This window comes from Maribacter sp. HS, from assembly GCF_048059195.1.
GTDB lineage: Bacteria > Bacteroidota > Bacteroidia > Flavobacteriales > Flavobacteriaceae > Maribacter > Maribacter dokdonensis.
In genome coordinates, this window is the sequence record NZ_JAYLVV010000004.1 from 179,570 (window position 1) to 201,094 (window position 21,525).

26 protein-coding genes are annotated in these 21,525 nt (G+C 34.9%); 15 read left to right on the top strand and 11 right to left on the bottom strand.

The features are described from left to right. Positions 1-10: 10 nt before the first annotated feature. The 3 genes from VBZ51_RS10170 to ribD are packed head-to-tail and all read right to left on the bottom strand — an operon-like array spanning position 11 to position 2,522. Positions 11-892, bottom strand: coding sequence for an EamA family transporter (locus VBZ51_RS10170; RefSeq protein WP_416576846.1), 882 nt, complete (start codon positions 890-892; stop codon positions 11-13). Next, positions 893-1,498: an HAD-IA family hydrolase gene (locus tag VBZ51_RS10175; RefSeq protein WP_416576847.1), complete on the bottom strand. Its 606-nt coding sequence runs from the start codon at positions 1,496-1,498 to the stop codon at positions 893-895. Then, a complete protein-coding gene (gene ribD, locus VBZ51_RS10180; RefSeq protein ID WP_416577193.1) occupies positions 1,491-2,522 on the bottom strand; it encodes a bifunctional diaminohydroxyphosphoribosylaminopyrimidine deaminase/5-amino-6-(5-phosphoribosylamino)uracil reductase RibD in 1,032 nt (343 codons plus the stop codon). The genes VBZ51_RS10175 and ribD overlap by 8 nt, the downstream gene beginning before the upstream one ends. Before the next feature lie 152 nt (positions 2,523-2,674). Here ribD and VBZ51_RS10185 point away from each other — a divergent pair, with 152 nt between their 5' ends. The 6 genes from VBZ51_RS10185 to VBZ51_RS10210 are packed head-to-tail and all read left to right on the top strand — an operon-like array spanning position 2,675 to position 8,148. Next, complete coding sequence (locus VBZ51_RS10185; protein WP_416576848.1) at positions 2,675-3,160, top strand: GNAT family N-acetyltransferase; 486 nt, start codon at positions 2,675-2,677, stop codon at positions 3,158-3,160. 2 nt (positions 3,161-3,162) lie between these two features. Continuing rightward, positions 3,163-4,032 carry a peptide chain release factor N(5)-glutamine methyltransferase gene (gene prmC, locus VBZ51_RS10190; protein WP_416576849.1) on the top strand — a complete coding sequence of 290 codons (870 nt, stop codon included), beginning with the start codon at positions 3,163-3,165 and terminating at the stop codon, positions 4,030-4,032. Then, positions 4,029-4,610 carry a TIGR00730 family Rossman fold protein gene (locus VBZ51_RS10195; RefSeq protein WP_416576850.1) on the top strand — a complete coding sequence of 194 codons (582 nt, stop codon included), beginning with the start codon at positions 4,029-4,031 and terminating at the stop codon, positions 4,608-4,610. Before prmC ends, VBZ51_RS10195 begins: the two co-directional genes overlap by 4 nt. Before the next feature lie 5 nt (positions 4,611-4,615). Then, positions 4,616-6,607, top strand: a complete 1,992-nt coding sequence (ligA, locus tag VBZ51_RS10200) for an NAD-dependent DNA ligase LigA (protein WP_416576851.1) — start codon at positions 4,616-4,618, stop codon at positions 6,605-6,607. Between the two features lie 6 nt (positions 6,608-6,613). Further along, entirely contained in the window at positions 6,614-7,852 is a 1,239-nt protein-coding gene (locus tag VBZ51_RS10205; RefSeq protein ID WP_058102973.1) for a cation:proton antiporter, read from the top strand. Beyond that, positions 7,849-8,148 (top strand): hypothetical protein, encoded by a 300-nt coding sequence (locus tag VBZ51_RS10210; protein WP_058102972.1) that lies wholly within the window; start codon positions 7,849-7,851, stop codon positions 8,146-8,148. Before VBZ51_RS10205 ends, VBZ51_RS10210 begins: the two co-directional genes overlap by 4 nt. Before the next feature lie 8 nt (positions 8,149-8,156). Here the strand turns inward: VBZ51_RS10210 and VBZ51_RS10215 are convergent, their stop codons facing one another. Further along, on the bottom strand, positions 8,157-8,582 hold the full coding sequence (locus VBZ51_RS10215; RefSeq protein ID WP_416576852.1) for a hypothetical protein: 426 nt from the start codon (positions 8,580-8,582) through the stop codon (positions 8,157-8,159). A 192-nt stretch (positions 8,583-8,774) separates the two neighbouring features. On the opposite strand from VBZ51_RS10215, the gene VBZ51_RS10220 reads away from it, so the two are divergent. Together VBZ51_RS10220 and VBZ51_RS10225 are read left to right on the top strand one after the other, a co-directional pair. Continuing rightward, on the top strand, positions 8,775-9,917 hold the full coding sequence (locus tag VBZ51_RS10220; protein WP_416576853.1) for an MFS transporter: 1,143 nt from the start codon (positions 8,775-8,777) through the stop codon (positions 9,915-9,917). Between the two features lie 45 nt (positions 9,918-9,962). Continuing rightward, positions 9,963-10,730: a helix-turn-helix domain-containing protein gene (locus tag VBZ51_RS10225; protein WP_416576854.1), complete on the top strand. Its 768-nt coding sequence runs from the start codon at positions 9,963-9,965 to the stop codon at positions 10,728-10,730. A gap of 70 nt (positions 10,731-10,800) precedes the next feature. Here the strand turns inward: VBZ51_RS10225 and VBZ51_RS10230 are convergent, their stop codons facing one another. The 4 genes from VBZ51_RS10230 to VBZ51_RS10245 form a co-directional block, all read right to left on the bottom strand. Then, positions 10,801-11,415 carry a fumarylacetoacetate hydrolase family protein gene (locus tag VBZ51_RS10230; RefSeq protein WP_210706346.1) on the bottom strand — a complete coding sequence of 205 codons (615 nt, stop codon included), beginning with the start codon at positions 11,413-11,415 and terminating at the stop codon, positions 10,801-10,803. A gap of 121 nt (positions 11,416-11,536) precedes the next feature. Beyond that, complete coding sequence (blaOXA, locus tag VBZ51_RS10235; protein WP_416576855.1) at positions 11,537-12,379, bottom strand: class D beta-lactamase; 843 nt, start codon at positions 12,377-12,379, stop codon at positions 11,537-11,539. A gap of 165 nt (positions 12,380-12,544) precedes the next feature. Continuing rightward, positions 12,545-12,733, bottom strand: coding sequence for a hypothetical protein (locus VBZ51_RS10240; protein ID WP_348359470.1), 189 nt, complete (start codon positions 12,731-12,733; stop codon positions 12,545-12,547). Between the two features lie 188 nt (positions 12,734-12,921). Next, the gene (locus tag VBZ51_RS10245) at positions 12,922-13,455 is read right to left on the bottom strand and encodes a hypothetical protein (RefSeq protein WP_416576856.1); all 534 of its coding nucleotides are present in this window, start codon (positions 13,453-13,455) and stop codon (positions 12,922-12,924) included. 229 nt (positions 13,456-13,684) lie between these two features. Between VBZ51_RS10245 and VBZ51_RS10250 the strand changes: the two genes are divergently transcribed. After that, the gene (locus VBZ51_RS10250; protein ID WP_416576857.1) at positions 13,685-14,329 is read left to right on the top strand and encodes a hypothetical protein; all 645 of its coding nucleotides are present in this window, start codon (positions 13,685-13,687) and stop codon (positions 14,327-14,329) included. A 175-nt stretch (positions 14,330-14,504) separates the two neighbouring features. Here the strand turns inward: VBZ51_RS10250 and VBZ51_RS10255 are convergent, their stop codons facing one another. From VBZ51_RS10255 to VBZ51_RS10265, 3 genes are read right to left on the bottom strand one after another with little or no spacing between them, the layout of a single operon-like run. Continuing rightward, the gene (locus VBZ51_RS10255; protein ID WP_416576858.1) at positions 14,505-14,954 is read right to left on the bottom strand and encodes a GNAT family N-acetyltransferase; all 450 of its coding nucleotides are present in this window, start codon (positions 14,952-14,954) and stop codon (positions 14,505-14,507) included. A 14-nt stretch (positions 14,955-14,968) separates the two neighbouring features. After that, entirely contained in the window at positions 14,969-15,874 is a 906-nt protein-coding gene (locus VBZ51_RS10260; protein WP_416576859.1) for a metallophosphatase, read from the bottom strand. A gap of 1 nt (position 15,875) precedes the next feature. After that, positions 15,876-16,661 carry a 5'-nucleotidase C-terminal domain-containing protein gene (locus tag VBZ51_RS10265; RefSeq protein WP_416576860.1) on the bottom strand — a complete coding sequence of 262 codons (786 nt, stop codon included), beginning with the start codon at positions 16,659-16,661 and terminating at the stop codon, positions 15,876-15,878. 45 nt (positions 16,662-16,706) lie between these two features. Between VBZ51_RS10265 and VBZ51_RS10270 the strand changes: the two genes are divergently transcribed. From VBZ51_RS10270 to VBZ51_RS10295, 6 genes are all read left to right on the top strand, one after another. Next, positions 16,707-17,240: a DUF6913 domain-containing protein gene (locus VBZ51_RS10270; RefSeq protein WP_058102964.1), complete on the top strand. Its 534-nt coding sequence runs from the start codon at positions 16,707-16,709 to the stop codon at positions 17,238-17,240. A gap of 2 nt (positions 17,241-17,242) precedes the next feature. After that, positions 17,243-18,133 carry a 4-hydroxy-tetrahydrodipicolinate synthase gene (dapA, locus tag VBZ51_RS10275; RefSeq protein WP_305521108.1) on the top strand — a complete coding sequence of 297 codons (891 nt, stop codon included), beginning with the start codon at positions 17,243-17,245 and terminating at the stop codon, positions 18,131-18,133. A gap of 119 nt (positions 18,134-18,252) precedes the next feature. Next, positions 18,253-19,083 carry an outer membrane protein assembly factor BamD gene (locus VBZ51_RS10280; protein WP_232231245.1) on the top strand — a complete coding sequence of 277 codons (831 nt, stop codon included), beginning with the start codon at positions 18,253-18,255 and terminating at the stop codon, positions 19,081-19,083. A 17-nt stretch (positions 19,084-19,100) separates the two neighbouring features. After that, positions 19,101-19,427 (top strand): DNA-directed RNA polymerase subunit omega, encoded by a 327-nt coding sequence (locus tag VBZ51_RS10285; protein ID WP_058104250.1) that lies wholly within the window; start codon positions 19,101-19,103, stop codon positions 19,425-19,427. A 5-nt stretch (positions 19,428-19,432) separates the two neighbouring features. Then, on the top strand, positions 19,433-20,638 hold the full coding sequence (coaBC, locus tag VBZ51_RS10290) for a bifunctional phosphopantothenoylcysteine decarboxylase/phosphopantothenate--cysteine ligase CoaBC (RefSeq protein WP_416576861.1): 1,206 nt from the start codon (positions 19,433-19,435) through the stop codon (positions 20,636-20,638). Further along, positions 20,631-21,524, top strand: coding sequence for a DUF4835 family protein (locus VBZ51_RS10295; RefSeq protein ID WP_074674806.1), 894 nt, complete (start codon positions 20,631-20,633; stop codon positions 21,522-21,524). The genes coaBC and VBZ51_RS10295 overlap by 8 nt, the downstream gene beginning before the upstream one ends. The last annotated feature ends 1 nt before the right edge of the window (position 21,525 follow it).

Sequence of the window (21,525 nt, forward strand, 5' to 3'; positions counted from 1 at the left end):
CAAGTAGAATTTAAAGGTACATCATTATTTTAGGACCAAAAGCCACCAGAATAATACTGAAAATTGCCAAACCTATACCAAACCAGTTTTTAATGCTTAATCTTTCTTTAAACAATAGTATGCCTAAAAGGGTGGAGAACATTACAATGGCCACATTGTTAATAGTAAACACAGATGCGCTGTTCCAAGTTGGGTGCTGTAAGGCTTTTAATAAGAAATATATGGAGAAGTAATTGGGGACACCTAAACAAATTCCACCAATAATATTTTTGAAATTTATTTTTAATCGTTGTTGGGTGGATTTATATCCGATAAAAAATAAGCCGAATATCCCTGCGGATGCAAATACCGTTGCGGAGAACAGTGCGTATTCTTTTTCGGGCATATGTGCATCTTGAAAGTATTTTATGCTTGTGTCTATTATGCCTGATCCTAGAAAAACTAAGACCGGTAGGGCAAATGCCCATTTTTCAGCTTTTATTTTGTTTTCCTTTAAAGAAGTGAAGTAAACGGCCAACAATGCGAGAATTATTCCTAAAATTTCTAATATGCTTAAAACTTCCCTGTAGAAGAACACTCCAAACAATACCGGAATGGTGAGTGACATTTTAGTGGCAACAGAAGCTACGGATACACCTAGCTTTTGTGAAGTGGCTGCCATTAAATTAAATATTAGTATGAATAATAGACCAAGAAGTAGGCTTCCCCAAAACCAGCTCTTTTGTGGTATGTCATATACATTGATCGGTTCTTTATAATATAGTAAGCCGACAATGCAAGCAATGAAGTAGTTAGTGATAATGGCATAAATTGTTTGTACCCGATACTTGGCATATAATTTAAAAACCACAAAGATTAAGCTGGAGAAAAGAATACTGAGCGCTAAATACATTTATACTATGCGGCTTAAAGTTTCTAAAACATCTTCTTTACCTACTTGAAGATTCCAACACTGTATTCCTAGTTTAGACGCGCTATCTGTGTTTTCTTTGGTATCATCAATGAAAAAAGTTTCTGATGCGTTCAAATTATTATCGCTAAGCACCTTTTCATATATATTGGCATTAGGTTTTCGCATTTTCATTTCTTGTGATAGGTAGAACACCTCAAAACAATTTTTAAACCTTAAAAATCGCTCCATTCCCATAGACTCCTTAACCTTGTCAATGTGAAGATCGTTAGTATTGCTCAACAAGAACAGTCGGTATTGATTGTCGGCTTTCAACTTTTCAATAAACTTTAGGCGTTCTTCAGGAAAGTCCAGTATAATGGAATTCCAGGCATCTATAATCTGAGATTTAGAAGCGTTGGTGAAAATGCCTTGCAGTTTTTCAACAAACACGTCAGACGTTATTAAGCCCATTTCATATGACTTGAAAATGGCATCTAAATCCGGAGTCAATTCGGTAAATCCAAATTTTGCCATTTCCATTAACGGCGCTTGTTTGTCAAGATTAATAAATATATCACCAAAATCGAAAATTATATTTTTAATCATTTCTAAGTATCGTTAGTTGGTCGGTCAAAATTTCCATTTGTTTTATTATTCGTCCTGTGGGTTTTGGAGCTTTTATTCCTTTTTGAAATTCGGCTGCTCCTCTGAAGATTCGAGCTTCGTCCCATAAGTCAGCATCAATAAAACTTTGTAATGTTTGTGATCCGCCTTCAATAATGACACTTTGTAGCTGCTCTTCAAACATCAGATAACATAATTGCTGCGGTAATTGAGATTCAAAATTCAAAATTTTATAGCTAACACCTTCAACGTACTTTGTAGTATCTACTATTTGTGTACATACTATCGTTTTTTGCTGTCCATCTAAAACATGAAAATCTGTAGAAATCCTTAAATTTCTATCAAGAACAATTCGTGTAGGTGCTTTTCCCGTCCACTGTCTAATATTCAATTGTGGGTTGTCAGCTAACACAGTGTTGGTGCCTACTAGTATACCTGGTTCTTCACTACGCCATTTATGTACCAATTGACGAGATTTGGTGTTTGTAATCCAATAGGGTTTCTTTTCTTCTTCTCGTATTAAAGGCTCTGGTGCTATAAAACCGTCAGATGTTTCCGCCCATTTTAAAATAATGTAGGGTCTCTTTTTGGTAAAAAAAGTTAAGAATCGTTTATGGTGTTCCGCGCATTCTTGTTCTAAAACACCAACATTCACTTCACAACCCGCCGCTTTCAATTTTTTTATACCATTACCGGCTACTTTTTCATGAGGGTCCTTTAACCCAATGACAACCTTAGGTATTCCCATTCTTACGATTAAATCCGCACAAGGTGGAGTTTTGCCATAATGAGAGCAAGGTTCTAAGGTTACATAAATAGTAGAATTTTTGAGTAGCGTACTGTCTTTTACCGAGTTTATAGCATTCACCTCGGCATGTGAACCACCATAAGCACTGGTAAACCCTTCACCAATAATTGTGTCATTATACACAATTACTGCTCCTACCATGGGGTTGGGCGCTGTAGTACCCAATCCGTTTTTTGCAATTTCAATACACCGTTGCATATATTTCTCATCTGCAGAAAGTGCGTTTGATTGAGATGGTATTGAATTTGTAGAATCAAGATTATTAATGGACATCAAACTTTACCTTTATACGCATATCACGTATCTTCACACCTCAAAAATAGTACTTTAAAACCTATTGCATAGTTCATATGGAAAATGTCGTGATACGTGAAATTAAAAAGGAAGATAACCCGCAAGTTGCTAGGGTAATACGGCAGGTATTGGAAGATTTGGGAGTGCCAAAAGTGGGCACGGCCTATGAAGACCCTTCATTGGATAACATGTATGAGCATTATAATAAGCCCAAGGCCACTTATTTTGTGATCGAAGAAAATGGTTCAATTTTAGGCAGTGCCGGTATTGCACAACTAGATAATTACAACGGTAAAGTTTGTGAGCTTCAGAAAATGTACTTTTTGCAAGAAGCAAGAGGCAAAGGGGCAGGTCATAAAATGATCAATGTATGTTTGGATAAAGCCAAGGAATACGGTTTTGATGCCTGTTATTTGGAGACAATGCCCTATATGGAAGCTGCCCAAAAATTGTATAAGAAGATAGGCTTTGAATATATAGATGCCCGTATGGGGGATACCGGTCATTATTCCTGTCCTGTATTTATGCTTAAAACGTTGTAATTGTGCTGTTAAAAGAGGTCAAGAATATTTTTCATGCAGAATTGGACGCTATCTATGGTAAAGATGAAGTAAACAGCTTTTTCTATCTACTTATTGAGCACTATTTTGAATTAGAACGTTTTGTATTGGCGTTACAACCTAATCTTAATATAGAAAAAGGACAAGAGACTATCTTGTTTAAGGCGTTGTCCGAATTGAAGTTACATAAACCTATTCAGCATATTACAGGTACGGCATATTTTATGGATTTGGACTTTGCCGTAAATGAACACGTATTAATACCTAGACCAGAAACCGAAGAATTGGTTCGTTGGGTGTTGGATGATGTCAAAGAAGTAAAACATTTCTTAAATATCTTAGATATGGGTACAGGCAGTGGTTGTATTCCTATTTCGTTAGATAAAAATCTGGTCGATGCTAAAGTGTACGCTTTAGATGTTTCGCCCCAAGCCTTAGTGGTTGCTGAAGAAAACAATAGAACGCTTGGTGCAAATGTTACGTTTGTTAAGGCGGATATGTTGTCCTTACATTCTAAAACCTCAGCAAAAGAATTAGATCAAAAATTTGATATTATTATTTCCAATCCGCCTTATGTGCGAGAATTGGAAAAAGCAGAAATGCTAAATAATGTAATAGACCATGAGCCAAGTTTGGCACTTTTTGTTCCAGATGAAGACCCGTTAAAGTTTTACAAGGCAGTAGTAAATTTTGCATCTGAACACTTGAATAAAAATGGTTGTCTGTATTTGGAAATCAATCAGTATTTAGGAGAAGAAACCAAGCAAATATTACAACAATCTAACTTTAAGACTATTGATTTAAGACTAGATATGTTTGGTAATGACCGTATGATAAAAGGAATAAGAAAATGAAAAGTATTGTAGTGTTTTGCGGTAGTAGTGAAGGTATTGTTTCTGATTATGGAGTAAAAGCATATGAACTGGGAGAGACTTTTGCAAAGAAAGATATACAGCTTGTATATGGTGGAGCCAAAATTGGCATTATGGGTAAAGTTGCCGAAGGTGTTTTAAATAATAAAGGAAAGGTAATAGGGGTAATTCCTGTATTTTTAAAGAAAAAAGAAGTAGTTCATGAGGGGTTGACAGAATTGATTGTCACCCAAAATATGCATGAGCGCAAATTAAAAATGCATGAACTATCTGACGGGATTTTAATGCTCCCTGGAGGATTTGGTACTTTAGAAGAGTTTTTTGAAATGTTGACTTGGTCGCAGCTTGGGTTGCATCAATACCCCATAGGAATTTTGAATACCAATGGTTTTTACGATTCCCTATTGCAAATGATGCATGACATGGTCCAGAACGGATTTGTTAAAAAAGAACATTTAAATACTATTTTGGTAGATGATACTATAGAAACCCTATTGCATAAAATGGAAAACTATACACCATTGCCTACACCAAAATGGATCAATAAAGAACAGCTTTAATAATTATGAAGGCAAAGATTGAAGAACTAAGAAAAGAATTAAGAGAGCATAATCACAATTATTATGTGTTGGATAACCCGACCATTTCAGATTATGAATTCGATATGAAATTGAAAGAATTGCAGGGTTTGGAAGCTAAACATCCTGAATTTTATGATGCCAGTTCACCATCATTACGTGTAGGTGGTATGATCACCAAGAATTTTGCAACCGTAGTTCATGAGCATAGAATGTACTCTTTAGATAATTCATACTCTAAAGAAGATTTAGAAGATTGGGAGAAACGTATTCAGCGTAATTTGGGAGACGTACCTGTTGAATTTACTTGTGAGTTAAAATATGATGGCGCATCTATCAGTATAACTTATGAACAAGGTAAACTGGTAAGAGCGGTTACCCGTGGTGACGGAATTCAAGGGGATGATGTTACCAATAATATAAAAACCATTAAATCGGTTCCGCTCCAGTTAAAAGGAGATTATCCTGATAAGTTTGATATACGAGGAGAAATAGTATTACCGTTCGACGGATTTCAGAAAATGAACGAAGAACGCATTGCCAATGGAGAAGAGCCGTATATGAATCCGCGAAATACGGCATCGGGCAGTTTAAAACTTCAAGATAGCAGTGTTGTTGCACAGAGACCTTTAGATTGTTTGCTATACAGTATTGTAGGTAGAAACCTGAATATTGACTCTCAATTTCATATGTTGGAGAAAGCACGAGAATGGGGCTTTAAAGTACCAACTGTTGCCAAACTTTGTAAAACTACAGATGAGGTAATGGCATTTGTTGAGGAGTGGGATGTAAAACGCCATGAGTTGCCTTATGAAACCGATGGTGTGGTCATCAAAGTAAATAGTCTACAAAACCAAGAAGAGCTTGGTTTTACCTCAAAAGCCCCGCGATGGGCAATGGCATATAAATTTAAGGCAGAACAGGTTTTTACCACTTTAAAAGAAATTACCTATCAAGTAGGGCGTACAGGCGCAATAACACCGGTAGCCAATCTAGAACCGGTATTATTGGCAGGTACTACGGTAAAAAGAGCATCGTTACATAATGCCGACCAAATAGAAAAATTGGATATTAGGGTAGGCGATACCGTATTTGTAGAAAAAGGCGGAGAAATTATCCCTAAGATTATAGCGGTAGATCTTTCGAAAAGACCGGCAGATTCAAAACCAACGGAATATATTCATGAATGTCCAGAATGTGGTACCGAGCTTACCCGTACAGCGGGTGATGCGAAACATTATTGCCCAAATGAATACGGTTGTCCGCCACAAATAACCGGTAGAATTCAGCATTTCATTTCTAGAAAGGCAATGGATATTGAAGGTTTGGGTGGCGAGACGGTAGAATTACTGTTTAAAGAAGGGTTGATTGACGATTACGCCGATTTATATAAACTCACCAAAGAAGATGTTTTGCCCTTAGAACGAATGGCGGAGAAGTCTGCCGAGAATTTAGTAAACGGAGTAGCGGAATCTATAAAAGTACCTTTTGAACGTGTGTTGTTTGCTTTAGGTATTCGTTTTGTAGGCGAGACCGTGGCTAAGAAGTTGGCAAAAGCATATAAAAACATAGATGCTTTAAAAGAAGCAACATTAGAGCATTTAACTTCTGTAGATGAGATAGGGGAGCGCATAGGGCAAAGTGTCATTGACTTTTTTGCGAACGAGAAGAATATAAATGCCATAGAAAGATTGCGAAGCTTTGGCGTACAATTATCAATATCTGAAGAAAAGTTACAAAACCAGACCGATGCCTTGGCGGGTAATACCTTTGTGGTTTCCGGGGTATTTGAGATTTTAAGTAGAGATGAGCTTAAAAAGAAAATAGAGGATAATGGTGGTAAAGTAGGCTCTTCTATATCTTCTAAAACAAGTTATTTGGTTGCAGGAGATAAAATGGGACCTAGTAAGCTTGCAAAGGCAGAAAAACTGGGTATACCCATTATCAGTGAGCAAGATTTTATAAACATGTTAGCATAGATCAATATGGATATTTTTACAATAATTTCAGTACTTGTTTTTCTTTCGGCAATTTTTGGATATATAAATGCCCGCTTTTTAAAACTACCCAATAGTATTGGCTTAATGTTGATTACAATTGTGTTTACTTTAGCTGTGTTTGCTATTGGCTATATAGACGATACGTTAATAAACGCAGAACGCTACATCATTACACAGATAGATTTCAAGTCTGTTCTGTTAGATATAATGTTGAGTTTCTTGTTATTTGCAGGGGCGCTGCATACCAATTTTGAACAGCTGAAAGTACAACGTTGGCCTATATTGGTGTTCTCTACACTAGGTGTTTTGGTGTCTACCTTTTTAGTGGGGACCAGTATGTATTATTTGTTGCAGTTGTTGGGTATGCAGATCAATTTTATTTACTGTTTGTTATTCGGGTCTCTTATATCACCAACAGATCCTATTGCCGTTTTGGGAATTTTAAAAAAGGCTGGTGCACCAAAAAAGTTGGAAACCAAAATTGTGGGAGAATCATTGTTCAATGACGGGGTAGGAGTCGTTGTATTCTTAACGATATTTCAACTGGCATCTGCAACCGAGGTAGCTGTATCTCCATTAGATATTATAGAACTATTTGGAGTTGAGGTAATTGGCGGGTTGGCATTGGGTCTGGCTCTAGGTTGGGGAACGTATAAGTTAATGCGATCTATTGACGATTATGATATAGAGGTGATCATTACATTGGCAACGGTAATGGTAGGTACATTGATAGCACAGAAATTCCATTTATCGGCACCTTTGGCAATGGTAGCTGCAGGTTTGGTGGTTGGTAACGACACCGTTCGTAATTCTGCCATGTCAGAGACCACGGAGACCTATGTAGATAAATTTTGGGAGCTTTTAGATATTCTGTTGAATACCTTGTTATTTGTATTGATAGGGATGGAAATGCTGGTACTGACATTTAAAACAGAATATATTATTGCAGGTTTATTGGCAATTCCGCTAGTATTGCTTTGTCGCTATCTTTCATTAATGCTTCCTATTAAATTCTTTGAAAAGAAGTTGGATTTTGTGCCAAGAACCAATTTGGTCATGACATGGGGAGGATTACGCGGTGGTATATCTATAGCATTGGCATTAGGTCTTTCAGATGACATGCATAGAGACGCTTTTTTAGTGATAACCTACATAGTTGTGGTGTTCTCGATAATAGGGCAAGGCTTAACCGTTGAAAAATTGATTAAAAGCGTAGTGAAATGATACCTAAGACCTATCTTGAATTTGAAAAGAGTTTGGAATTCACCAATGTGCCAAAAGACTGGTCAAACGGACTAAAAGCTGCTTGGTACGATGCCAAAGGCGATTGGGAAGCTTCTCATAATATTGCCCAAGATATGCACAATGAACTTGGTAGTTGGTTGCATGCCTATTTGCACAGAAAAGAAGGTGATCGGTTTAATGCGGGATACTGGTATAGATTAGCGAATAAAGAATATCCCACAATTACCTTAGACGAAGAGCTTAAGGTAATTGTGGAGTTTATTATTGAAAATTAAGTTTAGTACTAATTTGTTTCCTCCAGTTCTATTGCATGTGTTACCTCACCACTTCCTCTAGAGTCTTTAGCTTTTACTTTGAAAACGGCATTGCCATTAAAGTCTGAATTAAATCTTATAGTAGCAATAGATTTAGAGGTAGAACTGGTTGCACTTTCTTCGATATTAATAATTTCCATATTCCCCGACTCAATAGTCCATGTGAAAAGAGCAACTCGAGCGTTATATTCTGCGGCGAACGTTATGGTTTCGTTTGGCAAAGCATAGTCTGCACCGTTCAAACAAACCTTAACTCCTGTAGGTGAAAAGTCTCCTAAATCGCATGTGGTAACACTTTTTGGGTTTAAACTTGCGTCATCATTGTCATCATTTGAACATGAAAATTGAAATGTAGTTATGACGACTAGAAATAATAGTTTAATCGACTTTTTCATTGGTGCAGTTTTAAATTGGTTATAGTGGGAAATAATAACTCTAAAATAGGAAAAATAGTACATAGAATTATCTGTTTAACATTTTTTATATGTTATAATTCCTTTGTAGTTGTAGTTGAAAATTTCCATTTTGGTCTATCATTTTAGAAAATCGGCAAAGTTCCTTGAACGAAGATGCAAGAACTTTGCGGTATGAAAAAAATATCAAACTTCGGAATATTTACACTGCTGTTCGTCAGTAGTTTAACGATAATGGTAGGTGCGGTGATAGCACCTTCATTATCAGGAATAATGCAACATAAAGACCTAAGCTTTTCACCAAGTTGGTTAATTACCTTACCATCATTGGGTGTTGTGGTTTTTGCCCCGATTATAGGACGCACCTTGAATAAACTGGGAGCATTAAAACTGTTGTGTATTGGTTTAGTGCCTTATGCGTTTTTAGGAGTTATTGGCGCGTTTATAGATAACGATTATGTTTTAATTGTTGATCGGTTTTTATTGGGTGGGGCAACGGTTGCAGTTCAGGTTTCCGTAACAGCTTACATTGCAGAAAAATTTAGCGGTGAACATCGAATGAAAATGATAGCTTGGCAAGGAATGGCAATTGAGTTAGGTGGTGTCGTTTTCTTGGCAATTGGGGGTGTTCTGGGTGAACTAAATTGGCAGTATCCTTTCTATATTTATCTGGTTGCATTGATCTGTTTAATATTAGTTTTAAAGTCATTGCCCAAGGTAAATAAACATGCAGTTGATGAATCATTGAAAACTATAGTAACCAAAAAAGATAAGCAAGGAGTCAAAGTAATATTTATTGCGGCTCTTTTAGCAATGATGTTGTTTTTTATCGGATTTGTAACCCTACCATTATATTTGCCATCTGCTTTTAATTTTAGTGAGTCGGAAACCGGCTATTTAATGTCCTTTATATCGCTGATTGCCATTATTACTGCGAGCCAAATGCCTAAAATGGTAAAATGGTTTGGAGACGGAAGAACGGTAGCGCTTGGTTTCTTATTCTTTATGCTTGGTTATTTGGTTCTGGCAACTACCATGAGTATACCGTTTTTAGGGTTGACAGCACTATTTATAGGAATTGGTTTTGGGTTTACGATCCCATTATTAAATCACATGATGATAGAGGTGAGCAATGCTCAAAATCAAGGTAAAAACTTAGGGTTGTTTTCAATGGGCGTTTTTGGAGGTCAATTTCTATCTACGTTTGTAGAATATATATCTAACAACTACATGGCAATTTACGGGGTTTCAGCGGTATTTGCCTTGTGTATAGGTGTTGTTATATTTTTTAGTTTTAGAAAATTGAGAAAAGATTAGGGTTACTTGAATTCTTGTTACATTTATAGACTTCTATGAAAGTTTATGAATTTGAATACCTGGAAAACTAAAATTAAGATTGATTTAAATTTCGATACAAAGACGGTGTTGTTATCAGGTAATTCTATGGGTATTTACTTTGAGTTTTATTCGGTAAATAACATTATTGTACATTTTAAGCCTTTAAATGAATTATTTAAAAATAGTGTTTACACCGGTAATAGCGGTGTGCTTTTAAATTTTGAGCGCGATTTAATAGATGAAGATGATGTGGAGTACGCATTAGATGTTATGTCGCTTTTCAATAAATACCCTCAATTAAATATCAGATCTGAAAAAGAAGTAACTCAAGTAAAGAAGTTGATTGAGATGTTGAAAGATGAGTATTTTGGAGAGAACGTATCTTACATAATGCTTAAATCATTATTGAAAGTACTCTTGTTACATTTAATTCGGTTTCAGAACAATGAATTGTTGCCACAAGACATTCATCAAAAAAGAGTGTTTCAGTTTTTAGAATTGATGGAAATTAATTTTTTGAATGAAACCAATGCAGAATATTATGCAAATCAATTAGGGATAAGTACAAAGCGATTAAATCAGGTGCTTCAAGAAAAGTTGAACCTTACCGCAAAACAAGTGATACAGCAAAGACAAATAACAGAGGCAAAACGCAAACTTATAAGAAGCGAGATCACTACAAAAGAATTGGCTTTTGACCTAGGGTTTGAGTCTATAAGCAGTTTTTCCCGCTTTTTTAAAAAGAATGTGGGTGTTAGTCCAACCGCTTTCAAGGCTCAGCAAAAATCTTAAAATTTAAATTTGGAGCAAAAAAAATCGGAATTACTTAGTAATCCCGATTCTTATAATGCTATAAAAGCAACTAGATCATTTTAAAATCCAGAAGAATTTCTCCTTCTATGGAAGCCTGTAAATGGTCTCCTTTAAAAGTTTCACCTGCACCAACAGCTGGCGTTCCGGTAAAAATCATGTCGCCCGGATTTAAGGTCATAAAAGTAGAAACAAAACTGATGATTTCGGCAAAGTTATAAATGATGTAACCGGTGTTGCCAACTTGCTTCTTTTCACCATTGATGACTAAATCAAAGTTAATATTATCCAATTCGGGAAAATCGGAAATAGGTTTAAAACCAGAAATAGGTGAGGCACCGTCAAAACCTTTGGCCAAAGCCCAAGGACCTTTCTTTTCTCTGCTGGCAGTAAGTACATCCTTTGCTGTATAGTCTATTCCAATACCTATTTCAGAAATGTATGAGTTTGCTTCCTCTACAGAAACGTTTTTAGCGGTTTTACCGATTTTTACGACCAATTCTACCTCATAGATCAATTGATTGGTAATCGCAGGGAATTCAACATCCTTGCTATCCGTTACCAATGATGAATCTGGTTTGGTGAATATTAGTTGTACATCATTTTTTAAATCATCAATTTCAGATTTATCTAAAACATAGTTTTTTCCAATGCCTATAATTTTCATTACTGAGGTGTTAGTGTATTATTAATTTTGAAGTGAAATTAAACAATCTGGCGAGTATTATTTATTGTTTTAATTGAAATCACATTAACATCATTTTTTGTTTAAAGATGAGGTATAAAAGTTATGATATAGTATGGATTGTTTTAAGCGCCGATATGGTAGCTTCTTTTCTAATAGCATTAAATTCTTGTATATTGATCGTGTCACTCTTTGGTTCTAGATTAGTAGCAAAGAAATAAACATCGTTGCCTACTTCTATATACCCAACTAACCAGCCATTATATTGATTGTAGGCAATAGATAATCCGGTTTTTCCGCTAAGTGTAAAAGCGCTATTTTCATCAATGAGCAAAATGGTCTTTACGATTTTTGTAGTTCTTTTGGATATGGGAAGCTTATTGGTATAAAATCGTTTTAAGAAATCTATTTGTTGCATTTGGTTTATTCTAGATTCGCCTTCTAACCAAAAATCGGTAATGTTGGAATCATCAATTTTTAAATTGCCATATTGCAATTTATTTACATACTGGTTCATTTGTTGAGGTCCAATTTTTGACGCCACTGACTGATAACAAGGAACGCAAGAAAACTGAAATGCATCACGTAAAACTAAATCTTGCTCCCAGAGATCTAACCATTTTTGTTCTCCATCCCATTTAAATATTGTTGAATCGCTTTCAATAACTCCCGTTTCCAATCCAATAATAGTATTTGTGATTTTAAAGGTTGATGCTGGTAGTTTACCTTGTAATGCCCAATCAAAATTATTGGAATAGTAGGTGTCTTTAGTGAGGTTGTAAATTACTATAGAACCGTTAGTATTTGCCTTATCAATGATAGTTTGAATTTCAGACTTTTTAATTTTGTTTATATTCCTCTCAACGGTTGCCTGTTCTTCAGTCTTCTTTTGTTGTTTACAAGAGGTAAAACAGATGAATAAAAATAAGAGTAAATGTAATTTCATGAGGTAAATGCTTGGATAGAATAACGATGATTTAAATATAATCAATCGGTGTTTAATCATTTACGGAAAATACTTTTGAATTAAATGTAAAGCAATAAAAAAGCGACAGTGAATGAACATTGTCGCCAAATGATTTAAAATCTATTGAAGTAAATAAGAATGTGGTTAGTAAAGACTACCCATTGCATCTATTTTCTTTTCAAGATATTCTTCTTTATTATTTTTCAATTGATTTTGCTTTGCTAAAGCTGTCAACTTAAGATTGTTTTTAATGGAGAATTTAAGCTTCATATATTTCTCTTGTAAAACACCAAGATGATCCTCAAGCCCTTCAGAATGGATGTTTAATTGCATAATTTTAAAATTTAGATATATTCTAAGGTAAAAATTAATTATCTGAATATCATTTAATTACAGGTAAATAAAGGGGGCGAGAACAAGAAATGCGAATATGATTTTATTTGGCAGGTTTAATTATTGAACTTACTTTTTAAGGGTTCATTTTTTGATAATTTAGATTTAGGGTATTCGTAGGTTTTGAATTAATACTTCAATTCAACATCTTTTCCAATTTCAACTACAGCTTCTGTACGTTTACTTTTTTCACCATTGGACATTACAAATACATCGATATAAATATTGTTCCCATACCAAGAAAAACCAGATTTGTTAGAGGCATCTTTTACTTCGATTATTTCATAAGGAGGACCAATATTTTTGTCAAATTCTCCAATTGTCAACGAAGATTTATTTAAGGCTGTTTGATAAGAATTGTCTCCTGTAAAAGTTGATGAAATTACTATGGTTTTTAGTCTTTCTGTAGTGTCGTCGAAATAGAGAAGAATACGGTCATACTTTGTATCAAATACCTTGTATAAATTAATATCCTTAGGATGGTATTCAAAACTTAAATATCCTTCCGGAGCATCATTTGTTTGTTTTAAATTATCAAATTTTTTCTTTTTAGTTCCAATTTTAATAGACTTAAAACCGTCAAGCTTTAATAAATTTGTTTGCTGTCCAGAAGAATATAGAGAAAGAAAAAAAGCTAAGATTAATATTGTTTTTCTAGTCATGATTAGGTTTATGATTTAACATAATTAAAAACTGATATCTTGAAAGTTACAATTTTCAATAAGTAATATTATTCAACAAATTGAAATAGAAAATATAAAACTGCATTTAATAATTAATCAATTAAATATAAGATAGAGCAAGCATTTTGCAAAAAAAACATACCTGTGCATATTGCAAACGCATTAATTTTGGGAAATGAGGACTATCTTATAAATAAATTAAAACAATATGAAATCTAAGATTTGGATTTTTCTTACTTCAATTTTTATATTTATTTCATTGAATGCTCAAGATATCAATGGTAAATGGATTGAATTTGAAATTCCTAATAGTTTAAGAAGTAAACACGTAAATATAATTGAAATTAAAAATGATAGTTTATTTTCATATAATTTCAATCAATTAGAAGAAAAAACAAAAATTAAAATTTCTGAAAATACAATAACCCTATTAGATACAATAAATGTTGATTATAGATTTTTAGGACATAATATTTTAGAGTTAAGACCTTATTATCAGAATAAAATAGACGATGACCCAGCAATATTCCATCGACTATTACCGACAAAACTCGGTTCTAATGTGAATGGTGATTTTGAGGGTTTCTCCTATACAGTTCAATTAGAAAAAGAGAATTTATCATTTACACTAGGAGAAAAAAGAAGTATTAAGGACCCAATACTAATTTATTATCCTCCACTTGTTTCAGATATGGTTTCCATTAATAGTTTCGCTGGTACTTCTTTTTTATGTTTTTATCAACAAGGTATTATACGTTATGCATTTCCTATCATAGAATTAAAAAATTCCTCAATGATTATTTACGGTATTCCATATCACAAGGGAGAAATTATTTTGAGCAAAGTAGAATAGGTTGTTTTTTTGAATAAACAATTCATCTTTATCAATATAATATTATTAAACATCTCCAAAACTATACTTCATTATATTACCGTTTAATTGAACTTAAATTTTAAAATAGATTTTAGACTTAATAACTTCGCTTCCCAGTGAATTAAGGTGTTGGTAGATAACCTAACCTGAAAATCTACAACACCTTCCTAAAACAAATACTATTGGACATATGTTCGTACGGAGGATAGTTATCAATCACTGTATAATTATTCTTCTTATAAAGAGCAATAGCTTCCGGTTGGCGTAATCCGGTTTCCAAAACAGCGTAGGAGTAATTTAATTCTTTTGCCCACTCTTCTAGTACTTTTAGTGCTTTTGAGGCAATGCCTTTTCCTCGAAAATCTGGTTGAACAAACATTCGCTTAATCTCGACCGAGTCTTCATTAAATTCTTTGAATGCGCCACAGGCCACAAGTGTTTTGTCCGAATAAAAAACAACACAGTTTTTCAACGCATCAATACCGTTGAATTGTGCGTAGAAAGCATTTTCATCACCATCACGTAATGCCAAATCAGCATCGAGCAAAGCAACTAATTCTTTAAAGTTTTTATTATCACTAGAACAACGTTTATAGTAAAGCATAAGAGGTCTCTTTTTTAGACTTTAATGGAATATCCATCCGCATTAACCGTGCTATTGTCAAAATAAAAATCAATTCTACCTAGATTTACTCCAAAACACCCAACTTGATTTACAAGAATATCACGCTCTACGGCATTGCTAACTACAGTAGGTTGATCTAGAAAGGTGTGAGTGTGCCCACCAATAATCAAATCTGTATATTTCGTTTTTTTAGCGAGCTTTAAATCATCTGGTTTTTGACTTTTATACTCATACCCTAAATGAGAAAGGCATATGACCAAATCGCACTTTTCTTCTTCTTTAAGTTTAGTTTCCATATCTATCGCAAGTTCATAAGGGTCAAGAAATACGGTCTCTTTGTAAAGTTGTTTGGTTACCAATCCGACCAATTTAATTCCTAATCCGTAAACACCTACCTTAATTCCGTCTTTTTCATAAACTTTATAAGGCTGTGTTAATCCGTCTAAAACGGTATTGGAAAAATCGTAATTGGCACTGATAAAATTAAACTTGGCATATGGCATTTGAGCCAATAGACCGTCAATACCATTATCAAAATCATGGTTTCCAATGGTAGTTGCGTCATAATTGAGCATGCTCATTAGTTTAAATTCTAACTCACCGCCATAAAAGTTGAAGTATGGAGTACCTTGAAAAATATCACCGGCATCAAAAAGAAAAGTATTCGGATTCTCTTTTCTGATACTATCTACCAAACCAGCTCTACGCGCCAAACCGCCTAAGCCTGGAAAATCTGCATGATCGTTGGGGAAAGCGTCTACGTGACTGTGTACGTCATTGGTGTGTAAAATGGTAATGTGTTTTTTTGTGGCAACGCTGCAAGAATTTAAGCTAAGTCCGCCCAAAGTCAATAAACCAGAGGTTGCAGCCGTATTTTTTATAAATTTTCTTCTTTCCATTTTACTGTAATTGATAATATCTTAAATCTACTTTTGGGGCTAGGGTATCCACTTTGGAAAAGAAATCTATCATGGCATTTCTTATTTTGTAATCGGTTTCCGTTTTTGAAATGGCATCTTTGAAAAATCCCATATTGTCGCCACCAGTTACCAAATAATCTGATGTAGCCACATAGTAGGATTTATTTTTGTCAATAAGTTTACCGTCCACAGTAAAGGCTTTGACTGTGTTATTTTTATTCAATATAAGCTGCGCGCCTGCAATGGGGTGCGCTCGTTTAGAATGTATAAGGTAGTCTACCATTTTCATTAACGATTCACCTTTTAATTCTACGACGACAACGGAATTTTCAAAAGGCATTACCTCGTAAGCGGTTCTGGAAGTAACGTTGCCTTTGGAGATAATAGAGCGTATACCGCCATGGTTCAATAAAACCATATCTATATTGTGGCCAGTTCGTTTCTTGAATATAGGATTGGTTTCACTTAGAACAATATCCGCCATTAAATTACCTGCTGTAGTGTTGAATTTTCCATCGGTTTTAGATATAACGAACGGAGCATAGGCCAACGTACTATCTAAAATACTTTCTACACGATCATGAAAAGGTTGAATAAATTTTTGAATACTGTCAACAGTGGTAAAACTGCTATCAATTGCTATTTGCTTGCCAGTCAGTTCGGTAAGGTGTTCCGGAGCATTTTTGCAAGACGCTAAAACTATAAATGTTATAAATATAACATAATGTTTTATATTTAAAATATCAAAGTGTTTTAACTTCGCCATATAGTTGCAGGGATATTATTTACATTTGTCTAAATGTAAAAATACATGTTTTTAAAAGGAATTAAGGACAAGTTTAAACGGAAATCTGGCCGTAAAATATTAAAACAGTTGGTGGCAACACCAATTGCTGTAACGCGTGAGAGTAAAGGAATACGTTCTGTAGGTTGTATTGTGGATCTAGATAAGTTTGAGAAATCTGAAGTGTTTTTTCAGTTTCAAGAAGAGTTATCATTGCATCCAAATGCGGTGAAAATTATTGGTTATAAACGTTTTTATGATAAAAACTCGCCATATGCCACTCCAGTTTTTTCAGATAAAGATCTTGGATGGAACGGCGATATAGAGAACAGTTATGCCCTTGAATTTTTAGGACGTGAATATGACTTATTGGTGAATTATTATAATGAGGACAGCTTACTGTTAAATTTAATGTCAGTAAAGACCAAGGCTCGTTTAAAGGTAGGTTTTAAAGAAGTTGGGCCTACTTATAATGATTTAATGTTAGATACGCCGTTAAAGGACTTTCAGATATTTAAAAAAGAATTGAAAAAGTACTTGGGCATTTTTAAGGAGATTTAGTTATGAAAGAATTAAGAGGAGCAGGGGTAGCGTTAATAACGCCATTTAAGGAAGATGGATCTGTAGATGTTGAGGCTCTTAGAAAAGTTGTAGCCTTCAATATTGAAGGTAACATAGATTATTTAGTAGTGTTAGGTACAACGGCCGAGTCAGTAACGTTATCAAAAGCGGAAAAACTATTGGTAATGCGTACGGTAGAAGAAGCAAATGCAGGTACATTACCATTGGTGATAGGTATTGGTGGTAATAATACCGCTGCCTTGGTAGAAGAATTACAATCTGCAGATTTGTCCGCATATGATGCCATACTTTCTGTTTCTCCTTATTATAACCGCCCAACCCAAGAAGGAATTTATCAACACTTTGCTGCACTTTCACAAGCATCTCCATTACCTATAATTTTATACAACGTACCAGGTAGAACCGGAAGTAATATGTTGCCGGAAACCGTTGTTCGTTTAGCAAAGAAATTTGATAACATTGTTGCGGTTAAAGAAGCTTGTGGAGATATGACTCAAGTGCAAGAATTGATTTCAAAAAGACCAGAAGGCTTTTTAGTACTTTCAGGTGATGATATTACTGCATTGCCTACAATTGTTGCTGGAGGCGATGGTGTAATTTCGGTTATTGGTCAGGGACTGCCAGAAGAATTTTCTAAAATGGTTCACGAGGGCTTAAATGGAAATACCGAAGTAGCTTATAGCTACCATTATAAAATGCAAGAAGGTATGAAGTTGATCTTTGAAGAAGGCAATCCGGCAGGTATTAAGGTGATTTTTGAATATCTAGGTTTAGCTAACCCCTTTGTGAGACTGCCTTTAATTGTTGCATCGGATGCTTTAAAGCATAGAATTGTTTCGTTTATGGAATCTATGATACGTATACCTGCATAAATATTCGTTAAATCTTCATTGAGTAGGGCATTCTTGTGGTTTAAAGCCTGTATTTTTATTGGATTATTTTGTTTTTTAAATCCATTGATAATCACTAATTTTGCAAAATGTTTTTTAAAATGAGGAGAGTTTTTCCAATAGTATTGATTGCCATTGCTTTACAATCTTGTAGCGAGTACCAAAAGGTGCTTAAGCATGATGATGTAAAAGCCAAATATGATATGGCAGAAACATTCTACGAAGAAGGAGATTTTAGAAGAGCAAATAGATTGCTTGAACAAATTGCCCCTAAATACGTAGGTAAGCCGCAGGGGGAACGTGTTATGTTCTTTTTGTCCAACAGCTATTTTCAGCGTGGAGATTATAATATGGCTGGCTACCAGTTTGAGCGTTTTGTAAAGTCATATCCAAAAAGTGATAAGGCGGTAGAGGCTACTTTTTTAGGCGCCAAAAGTTATTACAAACTATCTCCGGAATATTCGTTGGATCAAACAGATACCGATAAAGCCTTGTTGAAATTGCAAAACTTCATCAATACCTATGCTGAGTCGGAATATTTTGCAGAAGCAAATGCGATGGCGCAGGAATTGACTACGAAGAAAGAGCAAAAGGCTTTTGAAATTTTAAAGCAATATAATAAACTAGGCGAGTTCAATTACGATATGCTGAAATCTGCAGTTGCGGCAAGCGATAACTTTGTAGCGGACAATCCGGGTTCTCCTTTTAGGGAAGAGGCCATGTTCGTAAAGGTAGAGGCTTTAACGCATATGGCGGTCAATAGTTTTGAACAGTTGAAGGAAGAACGACTAAAGAACGCAAAAGCGGCACATGCAGCTTTGATGAAACAGTTTCCTGAATCAAAATTTGATAAAGAGGCTACGGATTTAATTGAAAAGATTGATAAAGAATTACAACGCATGCAACAAGCGCAGGTAGTTGGGTCAAAATAAATAATGTAATTATGAATATGAACGATTTAAAAAACTCTAAAGCATCAGTATCTACGGTAACTATTAATCGTAATGAGTTTGATCAGCCTACGGAAAATATCTATGAGGCTATTTCAATTACTGCAAAACGTGCTATTCAGATCAACTCTGAAATTAAAAAAGAGCTTTTAGAAAAGTTAGAGGAGTTTGCTACTTACAGCGATAGTCTAGAAGAGGTTTTTGAGAATAAAGAGCAAATAGAGGTTTCTAAATTTTACGAGAAATTACCTAAGCCACACGCTATGGCGGTAGAAGAGTGGTTAATGGATAAAATTTACCACAGAAATACAGAAAAAGACGCTTAAGAAATATGTTGAACGGCAAAAATGTTCTTTTAGGAATCACTGGAGGCATTGCTGCTTATAAGACAACATTCTTAGTTCGTTTATTTATAAAAGCTGGTGCTAACGTTAAGGTTATCCTTACTGATAGTGCCAGTTCTTTTGTTTCTCCACTTACCTTGGCCACTTTGGCTAAAAACCCAGTTGTTCTAGATTTTGTAAAGACCGATGAAAATACGGTAGACTGGAACAATCATGTAGCATTGGGTTTGTGGGCAGACTTAATGGTCATTGCACCTGCAACTGCCAATACCATGTCTAAAATGGCAAATGGAAATTGCGACAATGTGTTAATGGCTACATACTTGTCAGCTAAATGTCCGGTTTATATTGCACCTGCAATGGATCTGGATATGTACAAGCATCCAAGTACAAAAAAATCTTTACGGCAACTTGCATCCTTCGGCAATTTGGTAATACCGGCAACAAGTGGTGAATTGGCCAGTGGTTTGCATGGTGAAGGAAGAATGGCGGAACCAGAAGAAATCGTTGATTTTATAAAAAATCAATTGTCCAAAGGTTTACCCTTAACAGGTAAGAAAGTTTTAATAACGGCAGGACCAACTTATGAGGCTATAGACCCCGTTCGTTTTATTGGAAATCACTCTTCCGGTCTAATGGGTTTTGAGCTTGCTAAAACAGCGGCTAATTTGGGTGCCGAAGTGTATTTGGTTACGGGACCTACAAGGTTATCCGTTTCTCATGATAATATACATGTTGTTGATGTAGTTTCTGCAGATGACATGTATCACAGTGCTCAAATGTACTATGATACTGCGGATATTGTTATATGTGCTGCAGCAGTTGCGGATTATAGACCTAAAACCGTTGCGGAACAAAAAATTAAAAAATCCGAAGAAAACCTCACTATTGAACTAGTGAAGAATAAGGATATCTTAAAAACTTTCGGTGATCATAAAACGCATCAATTTTTAGTAGGCTTTGCCTTGGAAACCGAGAATGAGGTAGAAAATGCCAAGGGGAAATTAAAACGTAAAAATCTAGATGCCATTGTGCTTAACTCAATGAGGGACAAAGGTGCAGGCTTTGGAGGTAATACCAATAAAATTTCATTTATAGATACCAATTCGAACATTACTACGTTTGAACTAAAGACCAAGGCAGAAGTTGCCGTGGATATCTTCAATGAAATTATTAAAAGACGGTATGCGTAAAGCGGTATTTTTATTTTTTTTCAACCTTTTTTGTTTTGTTTCCATTGCACAAGAATTAAACTGTGTTGTTACGGTTAATTCGGATCAATTGACTCAAGGAGATCTTCAGGTTTTTAAAACGTTGGAGCGTTCATTGAACGATTTTATCAATAAATCAAAATGGACCAACCGTGTCTACAAAGAAAATGAGCGTGTAAATGCACAAATGTTCATTACCATTACTTCTTATGAGTCTAATGTATTTAGCGGTAATATTCAAATACAGTCGTCAAGACCTGTTTATAATACTTCCTATTCAACACCAGTGTTCAATTATAAGGATAACGCTTTTAATTTTCAATATATTGAATTTCAACCGTTGATATTCAACGAAAATCAGTTCGAGTCCAATTTGGTCAGCGTAATGGCATATTACGCATATGTGATTTTGGGCTTGGATGCCGATACTTTTTCTTTGGAAGGAGGTACTGATTTCTACAGAAGGGCACAGAATATTGTAACTCAGGCTCAAGGTAGTAATTCTGCCGGATGGAGTCAGTCTGCCGATTCTAATCGAAGTAGATTTGAGTTGATAGATAATTTATTGTCCAATACCTACAGGGAGTATCGCATCGCCATGTATAATTATCATAGAAAAGGATTGGATATTTTGCCCGATAATAATAGTACGGGCAAGCAGGTCATTGCAGGGACCATGAATTTGTTCCAAACGATGATCAATAGACGACCAAATGCATTTCTGATTTCTACATTTTTTGATGCTAAATCTGAAGAGATAAAGAATATTTTTTCTGACGGACCAAAGGTAGATATTGTAAAGCTTAAGGAAACCTTGAATAAAATAGCGCCATTGTACGCTACTACTTGGAACGATATTAAATATTGAA

Excerpts from the sequence above, each read along its gene's own strand:
- VBZ51_RS10270 (WP_058102964.1), top strand. The coding sequence starts at position 16,707 with ATGTTTTTAAAAGGAATTAAGGACAAGTTTAAACGGAAATCTGGCCGT.
- VBZ51_RS10225 (WP_416576854.1), top strand. The coding sequence starts at position 9,963 with ATGAATTTGAATACCTGGAAAACTAAAATTAAGATTGATTTAAATTTC.
- VBZ51_RS10295 (WP_074674806.1), top strand. The coding sequence starts at position 20,631 with ATGCGTAAAGCGGTATTTTTATTTTTTTTCAACCTTTTTTGTTTTGTT.
- VBZ51_RS10170 (WP_416576846.1), bottom strand. The coding sequence starts at position 892 with ATGTATTTAGCGCTCAGTATTCTTTTCTCCAGCTTAATCTTTGTGGTT.
- VBZ51_RS10215 (WP_416576852.1), bottom strand. The coding sequence starts at position 8,582 with ATGAAAAAGTCGATTAAACTATTATTTCTAGTCGTCATAACTACATTT.
- VBZ51_RS10285 (WP_058104250.1), top strand. The coding sequence starts at position 19,101 with ATGAACGATTTAAAAAACTCTAAAGCATCAGTATCTACGGTAACTATT.
- VBZ51_RS10240 (WP_348359470.1), bottom strand. The coding sequence starts at position 12,733 with ATGCAATTAAACATCCATTCTGAAGGGCTTGAGGATCATCTTGGTGTT.
- VBZ51_RS10280 (WP_232231245.1), top strand. The coding sequence starts at position 18,253 with ATGAGGAGAGTTTTTCCAATAGTATTGATTGCCATTGCTTTACAATCT.
- VBZ51_RS10175 (WP_416576847.1), bottom strand. The coding sequence starts at position 1,498 with ATGATTAAAAATATAATTTTCGATTTTGGTGATATATTTATTAATCTT.
- coaBC (WP_416576861.1), top strand. The coding sequence starts at position 19,433 with ATGTTGAACGGCAAAAATGTTCTTTTAGGAATCACTGGAGGCATTGCT.
- ligA (WP_416576851.1), top strand. The coding sequence starts at position 4,616 with ATGAAGGCAAAGATTGAAGAACTAAGAAAAGAATTAAGAGAGCATAAT.
- VBZ51_RS10205 (WP_058102973.1), top strand. The coding sequence starts at position 6,614 with ATGGATATTTTTACAATAATTTCAGTACTTGTTTTTCTTTCGGCAATT.
- VBZ51_RS10220 (WP_416576853.1), top strand. The coding sequence starts at position 8,775 with ATGAAAAAAATATCAAACTTCGGAATATTTACACTGCTGTTCGTCAGT.
- ribD (WP_416577193.1), bottom strand. The coding sequence starts at position 2,522 with ATGCAACGGTGTATTGAAATTGCAAAAAACGGATTGGGTACTACAGCG.
- VBZ51_RS10210 (WP_058102972.1), top strand. The coding sequence starts at position 7,849 with ATGATACCTAAGACCTATCTTGAATTTGAAAAGAGTTTGGAATTCACC.
- blaOXA (WP_416576855.1), bottom strand. The coding sequence starts at position 12,379 with ATGAAATTACATTTACTCTTATTTTTATTCATCTGTTTTACCTCTTGT.
- dapA (WP_305521108.1), top strand. The coding sequence starts at position 17,243 with ATGAAAGAATTAAGAGGAGCAGGGGTAGCGTTAATAACGCCATTTAAG.
- VBZ51_RS10265 (WP_416576860.1), bottom strand. The coding sequence starts at position 16,661 with ATGGCGAAGTTAAAACACTTTGATATTTTAAATATAAAACATTATGTT.
- VBZ51_RS10185 (WP_416576848.1), top strand. The coding sequence starts at position 2,675 with ATGGAAAATGTCGTGATACGTGAAATTAAAAAGGAAGATAACCCGCAA.
- VBZ51_RS10245 (WP_416576856.1), bottom strand. The coding sequence starts at position 13,455 with ATGACTAGAAAAACAATATTAATCTTAGCTTTTTTTCTTTCTCTATAT.
- VBZ51_RS10230 (WP_210706346.1), bottom strand. The coding sequence starts at position 11,415 with ATGAAAATTATAGGCATTGGAAAAAACTATGTTTTAGATAAATCTGAA.
- VBZ51_RS10250 (WP_416576857.1), top strand. The coding sequence starts at position 13,685 with ATGAAATCTAAGATTTGGATTTTTCTTACTTCAATTTTTATATTTATT.
- VBZ51_RS10255 (WP_416576858.1), bottom strand. The coding sequence starts at position 14,954 with ATGCTTTACTATAAACGTTGTTCTAGTGATAATAAAAACTTTAAAGAA.
- VBZ51_RS10260 (WP_416576859.1), bottom strand. The coding sequence starts at position 15,874 with ATGGAAAGAAGAAAATTTATAAAAAATACGGCTGCAACCTCTGGTTTA.
- VBZ51_RS10195 (WP_416576850.1), top strand. The coding sequence starts at position 4,029 with ATGAAAAGTATTGTAGTGTTTTGCGGTAGTAGTGAAGGTATTGTTTCT.